We start from the raw sequence: 11,360 nt of genomic DNA on the forward strand, positions 1-11,360 counted from the left end.
GTCACACCGACGCCGGGCACGCCGCTCCTGTCACACCGACCCCGGCCCGCCGCGCCCGGACCGACAGCGGAGCGCGGGACGGGGCCACCACGCGGGCCGGTCAGAGGCGGCGGTCGACCACCTGGGCGGCGAGCCCGGTGAGGGCGGCGCGCGTCTCCCGGTCCAACGGGGCGTCCGCCAGGGCGGTCAGCGCGGCATCGGCGCGTACCCGGATCATCTGCTCGATCTTCTCCCGCGCGCCGGTACTCTCGATGATCTTCCGCAGCTCGGCGGCGCCGTCGGCGTCGAGCGCCGCGTTGCCGAACAGCTCGCGCAGCCGGACGGTCTGCGCCCGGTCGGCGGCGTCGCGGGCCAACGCCATCATCACCGTCGGCTTGCCCTCGCGCAGGTCGTCCAGGACCGACTTGCCAGTCACCGCCGGGTCGCCGAACACCCCGAGCACGTCGTCGCGGAGCTGGAACGCGTCCCCCAGCGGGTCACCGAACTCGGCCAGCGCGGCGGACAGCTCCGGCTCCGCCCCGGCCAGCGCCGCCCCGATCTGCAACGGCCGGGTCACCGTGTAGCGGGCCGCCTTCATCCGGATCACGGTCAGCGCGCTGGCCACCGAGCCGTCGCCCACCCCGGAGACCAGGTCCAGGTACTCCCCCGCGATCACCTCGGTACGCATCAGCGCGAAGACCCCGTACCCCCGGTGCACCTGCTCGGTGCTGAGCCCGCACTCGTGGAACATCTGGTCCGACCAGGCGGCGCAGAGGTCCCCGCAGAGCAGCGCGGTGTTGCGCCCGTACGCCTCCGGGTCGCCCCGCCAGGACGAGCGGGTGTGCAGGTCGGCGAAGAGCCGGTGCACCGATGGCTCGCCCCGGCGGCGGTCGCTGCCGTCGAGGATGTCGTCGTGGATCAGCGCGAACGCGTGGAACAGCTCCAGCGCGGCTGCGGCGACCACGATCGGGGCACCGTCCGGGCCGCCGGCGCCGCGCCAGCCCCAGTAGCAGAAGAGCGGGCGCAGCCGCTTCCCGCCGGCCAGCACGAACCGGTGCAGGGCGGTGAAGACCCCGCGGGGCGCCCCGTCCGGCCACTCCGGGCCCTGCCGGTCGAGGAAGGCCGCCAGTTCGGCGTCGAACCGGGCACGCAGCCCGGCCGTGTCGGTCGGCGCGACGGTCACGGTCATCGCGCCTCCAGCCCGGCCAGCTCCAGCAGCAGGCCCTTCACCTCGGTCGCCGCGACCCGGCTCCGGGCCGCGGTCGGGTCGGAGCAGAGCAGCACCGGACCGTCCGCCGGGTCGGCCGGCAGCCGCCCGTGCGAGCCGCGCACCGCCCGGGCCCCGGCGTCCAGCCCGACCACGCTCATCAGGTAGCGCATCCCGAGCTTCTTGCGGGCCAGCGCCACCGCGGCCCGACGCTTGGCCGCGCCTGGGGCGGCCGGATCGAAGAACAGCTCCGCCGGGTCGTAGCCGGGTTTGCGGTGGATCTCGACCAGGCGGGCGAAGTCCGGCGCGCGGGCGTCGTCGAGCCAGTAGTAGTAGGTGAACCAGGCGTCCGGCTCGGCCACCAGCACCAGCTCGCCGGCGCGCGGGTGGTCCAGCCCGTGCGCGGCCTTGCCGTCGGCGTCGAGCACCTCGGCCACCCCGGGCAGCCCGGCACAGAGCTTCGCCACCGCCGGCACGTCCGCCGGGTCCCGGACGTAGACGTGCGCGACCTGGTGGTCGGCGACCGCGAACGCCCGGGACGTCCACGGGTCGAGGTACTCCATCCCGGCCTGGGTGTGCACCCGCAGCAACCCTTCGGCGCGCAGCAGCCGGTTGACGTCGACCGGCCGGGACACGTCGGTGATGCCGTACTCCGAGAGCACCACCACAGTCGCGTCCCGGGCCCGGGCGGCGTCCAGCAGCGGGCCGAGCACCCCGTCCAGTTCGGCCGCCGCCGCGGCGGCCCGGGGCGAGGAGGCACCAAAGCGTTGCAGGTCGTAGTCCAGGTGCGGGACGTAGACCAGGGTCAGGTCGGGCGACTGCTCGGCGAGGATCTGCTCGGCGGCCCGGCAGATCCACCGCGACGAGGGCATCCCGGCGCCCGGCCCCCAGTAGGTGAACAGCGGGAAGGTGCCCAGCCGGTCGGTGAGCGCGTCGTGCAGCTCCGGCGGGTCGGTGTAGCAGTCCGGTTCCTTGCGCCCGTCGGCGTGGTAGACCGGCCGGGGGGTGACCGTCCAGTTCACGTCCGCGCCCATCGCGTACCACCAGCAGACGTTGGCCACCGTCCAGCCGGGCTCGGCGCGGCGGGCCGCCTGCCAGAGCTTCTCGCCGCCGACCAGGGCGTTGTGCTGCCGCCAGAGCAGCACCTCGCCGAGGTCCCGGAAGTACCACCCGTTGCCGACGATGCCGTGCCCGGCGGGGAGCGCTCCGGTGAGGAAGGTGGACTGCACCGAGCAGGTCACCGCGGGCAGCACCGTGCCGAGCTCGGCGGAGAATCCGGCGTCGGCCACCGCGCGCAGCCGGGGCATGTGCGCCAGCAGCCGTGGGGTCAGCCCGACCACGTCCAGCACCACGAGTCGCCGGCTCATCGCCGTACCTCCGCCCGGGCCGGGGTGGGGCGGTCCGCCGGCGCCAGGCCGAGCGCGACCAGCTCGTCGCGGGCGAAGGCCAGCTCGGCGGCGATCCCGGTGGCCAGCTCCCCGGCGGAACGCGGTCGCCGCGCCGCCGGCAGCACCCCCCAGGTGTACGTCTCGACGTCGAGGTGGTCGCAGCCGGCCTCCGGGCCGGAATAGAGCGCGGCGAGGGCGGCGCGCAGCACCGGCAGGGTCGAGTCCAGCGGTGGTTCCGGCGGGGCGTGCAGCGGCACGTGGTAGTGCACCCGCCACGGCCCGGGCAGCCGGGCGTCCAGTGCGGCGTCCAGGTCGTCGGCGGCGTGCGCCGGGTCGGCCGGGTCCGGCGCGCTCGCGCAGCCGGCGGCGCGGGTCTGGTGCAGGAAGCGCGGCTCCACCCACCGGCGCAGCGCGTCGGCGGAGCCGGCCGGGTCGGCGGCCTCGACGGCGGCGGAGACCTGCACCTTCACCACCGGCAGGCCGGCGGCGCGCAGCCGGCCCAACGCCTCCGCCGGTTCCTCCCAGGCGCAGGCGAGGTGCGCCAGGTCGAGACAGACCCCGAGCCGCTCGGTGTCCATACCGGACAGCATCGCGGCCTGTGCGGTGCTCTCCACCACACAGCCCGGTTCCGGCTCGAAGCCGACCCTGATCCGCCGGCCGGTATCCCGCTCGACGGCGGCGAGCCCGGCCGCGAGCTGGTCCAGCCGGCGGCGGGCTCCCGCCGCGCGGCCGGCGTCCCAGGGCTGCCGCCAGGCCAGCGGCAGGGTGGAGACCGAGCCGCGGGCGGCGTCGTCCGGCAGCAGGTCGGCCAGCACCCGGGCCAGGTCGAGGGTGTACGCGAGCCGCCGTCCGGTGGTCCAGTCCGGGTGATACACGTCGCCCTTGACCACGGGGGCCTGGAACGCCGCGTACGGGAAGCCGTTGAGCGTCACCACCTCCAGCCCTCGGGCGGTCAGCTCGGCGCGCAGCCGCCGACGGGCCCCGGGGTCGGCGGCGAGTTCGGCCGCGACCGGCGCGGCCAGCCAGAGCCCGAGGCCGAGCAGGTCGCCGCCGAGGGCCGCGCGGACGGGCACGGCGTAGGTGTCCAACTGGGTGAGGATGCCGGCGAGGTCCTCGGCCGGGTGCACGTTGGTGCAGTAGCCGAGGTGGACGGTGGTGCCGCCGGCGTGCCGCAGCCGCATCAGCTACCCCCGCGCAGGATGGAGTTGCCGGCGAAGGTGTCCCTCGGCCGGTCCACGCCGGCGAGGTCCAGGTCGGTCAGGTCGAGCCGCCCGGACTGGCCGTAGAACTCCACCGGGTTGCGCCACAGCACCCGGTCGACGTCGTCCTCGGTGAACCCGGCGACCAGCATCGCCTCCCCGGTGGCCCGGGTCAGCAGCGGGTCGGAGCGTCCCCAGTCGGCCGCCGAGTTGACCAGCATCCGCTCGGTGCCGTGCTCGCGCAGGATCTCCACCATCCGCGGCGGCGACATCTTCGTGTCGGGGTAGATCGAGAAGCCGAGCCAGCAGCCGGTGTCCCGGGCCAGCTTCACGGTCACCTCGTTGAGGTGGTCGAGCACCACCCGGCCCGGCTCGATGCCGGACTCGGCGACCACCGCGAGGCTGCGCTCCACGCCCCGGGCCTTGTCCCGGTGCGGGGTGTGTACCAGTGCCGGCAGGTCGTGCGCGACGGCCAGGGCGAGCTGGGCGGCGAACGCCTCGTCCTCCTCCGGGGTCATCGAGTCGTACCCGATCTCGCCGACCGCCACCACGGTGTCCTTGTCCAAATAGCGCGGAAGCAGGTCGAGCACCGGGCGGCAGCGCGGGTCGTTGGCCTCCTTCGGGTTCAGCGCCACGGTGGCGTGGTGCCGCACCCCGAACTGGCCGGCCCGGAACGGCTCCCAGCCGACCAACGAGTCGAAGTAGTCGGCGAACGAGCCGGGGTTGGTGCGGGGTTGGCCCAGCCAGAACGCCGGTTCCACCACCGCCCGGACGCCGGCCGCGGCCATCCGCTCGTAGTCGTCGGTGGTCCGCGAGGTCATGTGGATGTGCGGGTCGAAGATGCGCATCACGCCTCCCTGGTGCTGAGCCGGTCTGATCCGCCGGCCCGGCCGGCGGCGGTGCTGGCCCGGTCGGCGCTGAGCCGGTCGAGCAGGTCGGTGGCGTCGGCCGGCAGGGTGCGGCCGGCGGCCTGCCGCTCGGCGGCGAGCGCGGCGAGCATCGCGGCCAGCTCGCCGTCGGCCCGGGCGTCGAGGTCGGCCACCACGGCCAGCGGCACGCCGGTGAAGACGCACTTGAGCACGGCCTGCCGCCACGCCGCCGGGGCGAGGTGCCGGGCGTACGGGCCGAGGGCGGCGGCGACCAGCCGGGTGTCGTTGGTGCGGATCGCGTCGTGCAGCAGCGGCACCCCGGCGGCGCCGACCGGCAGCAGCGGCAACGCCTTCAGCACCGCCCGCCGCTCGGCGGCGTCGCCGTGTCGGTAGAGGGCCTCGGCGTACCGGGCGTGGTCGGTGGGCAGCGCGGTCAGCAGCAGCGCCCGGGCGGCCTCGTCGGCGGTCCACCCGGGCAGGTCGGGCAGCTCGTGGCGGCCGCAGCGCCGGCCGGCGGCCGGGAAGAACCGCTCGATCGTCGCCGGCTCCGCCGCCACCTGGTGCAGCGCCGCCGCCAGCCAGTCGGGATCGGGTACGCCCCGCAGGGCCGCCCGGAGCTGGTCCGGTGTCATCGACATCTCCTCCCTCGTGCTGGTCCGCAGCTACCGGTGCCGCTCCCCTGGCTCTGCCTCCTTCGCCGCGTGGCGCAGGAAGTCGATCGAGCGGGCGGCGATGGTCGGAGCGGCGTGCGAGTGCCGGGGTAGCTCGACGGCGACCAGGCCCCGGTAGCCGGCGTCGGCGAGGGCCGCCAGCACCGGCGGGAAGTCGATCTCGCCGGCGCCGAACTCCAGGTGCTCGTGCACGCCCCGGCGCATATCGTCGATCTGCACGTTGACCAGGTGGGCGGCCACCTCGCGCACGCACTCGGGGACCGGTCGCGGCTCCAGGCAGCGGCAGTGCCCGATGTCGAGGGTGATGCCGAAGCCGGCCGGGTCACCGAGCACGGCGCGCAGCCGGCGCCAGCCGGCGATGTCCTCCACCAGCATCCCCGGCTCCGGCTCGAACCCCAACGGCACGCCCGCCGCCTCGGCGGCGTCGACCACCACGGCGCAGCCGGCCACCAGTCGGTCCCAGGCGATCGCCGGCGGGACCTGGTCGGGGCGTACCCCCGCCCAGCAGGAGACCGCCTCCGCGCCGAGGTCGGCGCCGATCCGCACGGCCCGGTGCAGGAACTCGACCCGTCGCGCCGGGTCGTCGTGCAGCAACGTCGGGGCGTGCTTGTGCCACGGGTCGAGCAGGTAGCGCGCGCCCGTCTCGACGACCACCCCGAGGCCGAGCGCCGACAGCCGGCGGGCCACGGCGGCCACCCGCCGGGCCAGTCCCGGCGCGAACGGGTCGAGGTGGTCGTGGTCCAGGGTGAGCGCGACGCCGGCGTAGCCGAGATCGGCGATGACCGCGAGCGCGTCGTCGAGCCGGTGGTTCGCGAACCCGTTGGTGCCGTAGCCGAACCGCAGCCCGGTGGGGCGGGACCCGGCCGTCGGGTCGGGTGCGGGCGGCACGCCGGATTCGACCGCGCGGCGACCTGGGGCGGTCATGTCGGGGAAACCATCCGGGCGAGCCGGCGGCCCACCGGCGCCGCCGCCGCGACCGCCAGCCCGAGCAGCCCGGCGCCGGCGCGCGCGGTCAGCGCGCCCTGCAACGCGGGCAGCCCGGTGATCCCGGCGCCGACGGCGGCCCGCACCCGCCCGGCGGACGGCTCGGCCACCACCCGGGCCTGGGCCGCCCCGTAGCGGGCGGCGTACCACCCGGCCAACGCCACCGGCAGGGCGCCGGCGACGGTGTTCCGGCGGCGGGCGGCGACGGGCAGGTCCACGGCGTCGCCCCCGATGGTGCGGGACCCGGCGGCGCAGCGCCGGCCGGTGCGAGCCCGGGCGGTGGCGGCGCTGGCCGCGACCAGGGCGGTGCCGGCGAGGGTACCCAGCGGCAGCGCCGGGTCGGCGCCGGTGACCTCGCGGCGGGAGAGCGCGGTGACCGTCCACGTGTGCGCGGCCACGGTGAGCGCCGCCGGCAGCGCCCGCAGCACCCGCCCGCCGGCCGCGCCGAGCAGCACGTCCAGGCCACGGCAGGCGGCCATCACGGCCGGCCCGGCGGCGGTGTTCTTCGCCGCCAGGTCGTAGCCCCAGACGGCGGCGGCGAGCGGGACGGCGACGGCCGCGGCCCGCCGGCCCCCGGCGGCGGCGGCCAGCCCGACCCCGGCGGCGGTAAGCCCGGCGGCGAGACCGAGCGCGGTGCCGGGGCGGACCCGGCCGCTCGGAATCGGCCGCTCCGGGCGTTCGACGGCGTCCAGCCCGCGGTCGGCCCAGTCGTTGGCCGCCATGCCGGCCCAGTAGAGCAACACCGACGCGCCGGCCAGGGCGGGGGTACGCCGGTCGAGCACCCCGGCCGCCGCCGCCCCGGCGACGACGTCCCCCGGCACCGAGAGGGCGGCCGGCGCCCGGACCAGTTCGGCGAGATCAGCCGCGGTCGGCATGGCCACCTCCCGAGTGCAGCCGGCGGGTGAACTCGCGCAGCCGCTGCCACTGCTCGGCCAGCGAGTGGGTGGGCGCGCCGAGCGGGTCCTTGAAGAAGAAGGCCAGGTCGGCCAGCGGGCCGGCCAGTCCGGCGGCGTGCGCGGCGGCGGTGAGCCGGGCCAGGTCGAGCACCAGCGGCGCGGCCAGCGCCGAGTCGCAGCCGTGCCAGGTGAACTCCATCCGCATCCTGGTGCCCAGGAAGCCGGCGAAGGTGACCAGGTCCCACGCGGTCTTGAAGTCGCCGAGCTCCTCGACGTACTCGATCCGGGTGCCGCCCTGCGGCTCGTAGCCGAGGGTCTCGCCGAGCACCCGTTGCTTGCTCTCGACCTTCGCCGCGTTCGCGGCCGGGTCGGCGAGGGTGGCGCCGTCACCGCCGCCGAGCAGGTTGACCCCGGACCAGGAGCGCACCGCCAGGTGGCGCATCGCGAACATCGGGGCGAGCACCGACTTGACCAGGGTCTCCCCGGTCTTGCCGTCGTGCCCGGCGTACGGCAGGCCGCGCTCGGCGGCCAACGCGCCCAGCGCCGGCAGCCGCAATCCGGTTGACGGGGTGAAGTCGACGTACGGGCAGCCCGCCGTCACCGCGGCGTACGCGTAGAGCGAGCTGGGCGGCAGCACCTCGTCCGGCCCGGCGAGCGCGGCGTGCAGCGCGGCCGGATCGGCGTGGGCCGGGTGTGGCCGGGCGGCCGGCTCCGTGGCCGAGACGTTGACCACCACCACCCGGTCCAGGCCGTGGCGGTGCCGGAAGTCGGAGAGGTCGCGGACGATGGCGGCGGCCCGGTCGGCCTGGGTGCCGGCGGTGGGGGCCGGACGCAGCTCGTGTTCCACCGCGGCCAGCTCCTCGGGGAGGGCGGCGACCAGCCGGCCGGGCAGCACCCCGGCGGCGGCCAGCGCCTCGGCGCGCTTGGCCAGTGGCGTGCTGACCACGTCGTGCCCGCCGAAGACCAGATCGGTGAAGGCTGGCAGGGCGGGACCGCGCAGCTCCGGCAGTTCGGTGACGCAGCCGGTCGGCCCGGCCAGCCCGGCCCGGAGGGCGAGGGCCCCGACGATGCTGGTGGTCGCGACCGATCCGCGCGCCCCCACCAGCCAGACACCCGTGCGCATGGTCGCTCCTTCCCGATCACGACGACCGGCAGTGCATTGAATTACATGGATATCACAGGTTTGTTCGGAAAGATATGGATCTGTACGGATGGGCCCCGTCCGCCGCCCGCCCCGGGGTGGAGCACACCGGACGGCGTCGACGTCGGCGGCGCCGACGCCGGACCGGTCCCGGTGCGGGTGCGGACGGGGCTGGCAGGCAGGGTCGGTCGGCGTCTCGGCCCTGCCTCCCCCGCATCCGCCGGTCGGGACGGCAGCGCGCCCCGGCCGGACGTCCTCAGACGCGCAGTACTCCGGGCCACCGGGGGTGGGCGGTGACGGTGGCGGGAGAGACGGACGGTGCCATGCGGGGGCCTCCTGATCGCCGGGTGTGTGGCGGTCCTCCGGTGCGGCCGGGGAATCCCGGTCCGGCCGCACCGGACGACCGTCCTGCTCGTGCGCCACCGGGCCGTTCGGGCCCGGCCGCACGCCCTCCGGGGACGACCTCGTACCCGCCGCGGGGCGCAACCGCGGCCGGTCCCTCGCCGGTCGGCCCGGAAAGCCGGTCGGGCGACGCCGGCCGGGAGGCCGGCACCGCGGGGTGGATGGGACGTCCGGCCCGGCCGGTGGGCACCGGCCGGGCCGGTGGCTCAGGCGGCGACCGTGGCCAGCGCCGGTTCCACCTCGGTCCAGGAGGAGCCGAGCTCCGCCGACCGGGTCACCGCGTCCAGCACGAGCTGGACCTGTAACGCGTCGGCGAAGGAGGGAGCCGGGTCGGCGCCGGTGGCGACCGCCTCGATGAAGTCCCGCATCTGGTGGGTGAAGGAGTGCTCGTAGCCGATGATGTGGCCGGGCGGCCACCAGGCGGACATGTACGGGTGCCCGCCCTCGGTCACCAGGATCCGGGTGAAGCCCTGCTCGGCGGCGGGCCGCGTCGCGTCGTAGAACTCCAGTTCGTTGAGGCGTTCCAGGTCGAAGACCACCGAGCCGAGGGACCCGTTGATCTCCACCCGGAGAGCGTTCTTGCGGCCGGTGGCGAACCGGCTCGCCTCGTACGTGGCCAGCGCGCCGCCGTCGAGCCGGGCCACGAAGACGGCCGCGTCGTCGACGGTGACCGTCCCGGTGGCCGGCCCGTGGCCGCCGGCGGACCCGGTCCCGTCGGCCGGCTCGGCGCCGTCCACCGTGGCGGCCAGGCCACTCGACCCGGCCGGCAACGGCCGTTCCTTGACGAAGGTCTCGGTGACCGCGCTGACCCCGGTGATCAGCTGGCCGGTGACGTACTGGGTCAGGTCGATGATGTGCGCGCCGATGTCGCCGAGCGCACCGGATCCCGCCCTGTCCTTCTGCAACCGCCAGACCAGGGGGAACTGTGGGTCCACGATCCAGTCCTGCAGGTACGTCGCCCGGACGTGCCGGATCACCCCGAGCCGCCCGTCGGCGACCAGTTGCCGCATCATCGTGGCCGCGGGCACCCGGCGGTAGTTGAACCCGCACATCGACCGCACCCCGGCGGCCTCGGCGGTGGCCGCCGCGGCGGCCATCGCCCGGGCCTCGGCGACCGTGTTGGCCAGCGGCTTCTCGCACAGTACGTGCTTGCCGGCGGCCAGCGCGGCGAGGGTGATCTCGGCATGGCTGTCGCCCGGCGTGCAGACATCGACCACGTCGATGTCGTCGCGGGTGACCAGCTCACGCCAGTCCGTGGTGTACGCGTCCCAGCCGAGCCGGTCGGCGGCGTCGGCCACCTTCCCGGCGTCCCGGCCGCAGATCAGCGCCATCCGGGCCCGCGCCGGCAGGTCGTACACCCGGTTCACGGTGCGCCACGCCTGCGAGTGCGCGGCGCCCATGAACGCGTAGCCGACCATGCCGACCCGCAGTTGTCTGTCTGTCGTGGACAAGGTGGGTCTCCCCCCGTGTGTCAGAACCCGAGCTTCAGGTAGTTGCTCGCGTTCTCCTTGGTGATCGTCTCCGAGGCGAGGATGATCTCCTTCGGCACCTGGAGTTCCACCAGATCGGACATGCCCCGGCCCTGGGCGATCAGCCGGGCCAGGGAGATCGCGGAGGAGGCCATCGACGGGCTGTACGTGACGGTGGCCTTCAGCACGGTGTTGTCCGCCTGGATGTCCTCCATCGCCTTCTTGGAGCCGGCGCCCCCGACCATGAAGAACTCGGTGCGGTTGGCCTGGCTGATCGCGGCCAGCACGCCGATGCCCTGGTCGTCGTCGTGGTTCCAGACCGCGTCGATCTTTGGCAGGGCCTGGAGCAGCTGCGACGCCTCCTGCTGACCGGAGTCGGCGGTGAACCGGGCGGCCCGGCGGTTGGCGATCCGGAAGCCATTCGCCGTCAGAGTGTCGGCGAAGCCCTTCGACCGCTCCTGGGTCAGCTCCAGTTCGTCCATGCCGGCGATCTCGGCGACGACCGGGTTGCTGATCCCCTTGGCCTTGAACTGCTCGACCATGTACGTGGCGGCGGCCACGCCCATGCCGTAGTTGTCGCCCTTGATCTGCAGGCGGTAGGCCCGCGCGTCGGGGAAGGCCCGGTCCAGGTTGACCACCGGGATGCCGGTCTTCATCGCCTCCAGGCCGAAGGCGTTGAGCTCCTTGCCGTCGTGCGGCAGCAGCACGATCACGTCCGGCCGCTGCGAGATGAGCGTGGACAGCGCCGCGCGCTGGGCCGCGGCGTCCGCGCCGGCCTCGACCGTCTTGAACTCCACGTCGGAGTACGCCGCGGCCTGCGCCTTGGCGTTGTTGGTGATGGCGGCGATCCAGCCGTGGTCGGCGGCCGGCGCGGAGAAGCCGACCGTCACCCGTTTGCCGGGCTCGTTGTTGCCGCCGGGGGCGCTCGCCGCTTTGGTCTGCGCCTCGGTCGGCTGCTCGTTGCTGGTGCAGCCGGCGAGCAGTACGCCGGCGCCGACGGCGGCCCCGCCGAAGAGCAGTCGGCGGCGTGACAGGTCGCGACTGTGCTGGGTCATGACGACCTCCTGTTTCGCGGTGGTGGCGGAAAGGGTGTGCGCGGTCCGGCCGCCGTCGAAAGCTCGGGTGGCCCGGGTGGTGCGTGGGTCAGGCGGAGGG

Annotated in this window: 10 protein-coding genes; all 10 read right to left on the reverse strand. The window is 75.3% G+C overall.

All coding sequences use genetic code 11. From position 1 onward, the window contains the following. Nucleotides 1–100: 100 nt before the first annotated feature. The 10 genes from C1I99_RS02810 to C1I99_RS02855 all read right to left on the reverse strand — a co-directional run bounded on the left by C1I99_RS02810 (nucleotide 101) and on the right by C1I99_RS02855 (nucleotide 11,260). Complete coding sequence (locus C1I99_RS02810) at nucleotides 101–1,168, reverse strand: polyprenyl synthetase family protein (protein WP_111132584.1); 1,068 nt, start codon at nucleotides 1,166–1,168, stop codon at nucleotides 101–103. Beyond that, nucleotides 1,165–2,553 carry an alkaline phosphatase family protein gene (locus C1I99_RS02815; RefSeq protein ID WP_199561905.1) on the reverse strand — a complete coding sequence of 463 codons (1,389 nt, stop codon included), beginning with the start codon at nucleotides 2,551–2,553 and terminating at the stop codon, nucleotides 1,165–1,167. The genes C1I99_RS02810 and C1I99_RS02815 overlap by 4 nt, the downstream gene beginning before the upstream one ends. Then, nucleotides 2,550–3,755, reverse strand: a complete 1,206-nt coding sequence (gene eboE / locus C1I99_RS02820; RefSeq protein ID WP_111132585.1) for a metabolite traffic protein EboE — start codon at nucleotides 3,753–3,755, stop codon at nucleotides 2,550–2,552. The genes C1I99_RS02815 and eboE overlap by 4 nt, the downstream gene beginning before the upstream one ends. Then, nucleotides 3,755–4,621, reverse strand: a complete 867-nt coding sequence (locus C1I99_RS02825) for a TatD family hydrolase (protein ID WP_111132586.1) — start codon at nucleotides 4,619–4,621, stop codon at nucleotides 3,755–3,757. The genes eboE and C1I99_RS02825 overlap by 1 nt, the downstream gene beginning before the upstream one ends. After that, nucleotides 4,621–5,274: an EboA domain-containing protein gene (locus C1I99_RS02830; RefSeq protein WP_111132587.1), complete on the reverse strand. Its 654-nt coding sequence runs from the start codon at nucleotides 5,272–5,274 to the stop codon at nucleotides 4,621–4,623. Before C1I99_RS02830 ends, C1I99_RS02825 begins: the two co-directional genes overlap by 1 nt. A 30-nt stretch (nucleotides 5,275–5,304) precedes the next feature. Further along, on the reverse strand, nucleotides 5,305–6,237 hold the full coding sequence (locus tag C1I99_RS02835; RefSeq protein WP_111132588.1) for a sugar phosphate isomerase/epimerase family protein: 933 nt from the start codon (nucleotides 6,235–6,237) through the stop codon (nucleotides 5,305–5,307). Further along, nucleotides 6,234–7,172: an SCO3242 family prenyltransferase gene (locus C1I99_RS02840; protein WP_111132589.1), complete on the reverse strand. Its 939-nt coding sequence runs from the start codon at nucleotides 7,170–7,172 to the stop codon at nucleotides 6,234–6,236. The genes C1I99_RS02835 and C1I99_RS02840 overlap by 4 nt, the downstream gene beginning before the upstream one ends. After that, nucleotides 7,156–8,316 (reverse strand): inositol-3-phosphate synthase, encoded by a 1,161-nt coding sequence (locus C1I99_RS02845; protein WP_111132590.1) that lies wholly within the window; start codon nucleotides 8,314–8,316, stop codon nucleotides 7,156–7,158. The genes C1I99_RS02840 and C1I99_RS02845 overlap by 17 nt, the downstream gene beginning before the upstream one ends. Before the next feature lie 626 nt (nucleotides 8,317–8,942). Continuing rightward, nucleotides 8,943–10,154, reverse strand: a complete 1,212-nt coding sequence (locus C1I99_RS02850) for a Gfo/Idh/MocA family protein (RefSeq protein WP_438941377.1) — start codon at nucleotides 10,152–10,154, stop codon at nucleotides 8,943–8,945. Between the two features lie 53 nt (nucleotides 10,155–10,207). Beyond that, nucleotides 10,208–11,260, reverse strand: a complete 1,053-nt coding sequence (locus tag C1I99_RS02855) for a substrate-binding domain-containing protein (protein ID WP_111132592.1) — start codon at nucleotides 11,258–11,260, stop codon at nucleotides 10,208–10,210. Nucleotides 11,261–11,360: the final 100 nt, after the last annotated feature.

The organism is Micromonospora deserti (assembly GCF_003236335.1).
Classification (GTDB): domain Bacteria; phylum Actinomycetota; class Actinomycetes; order Mycobacteriales; family Micromonosporaceae; genus Micromonospora; species Micromonospora deserti.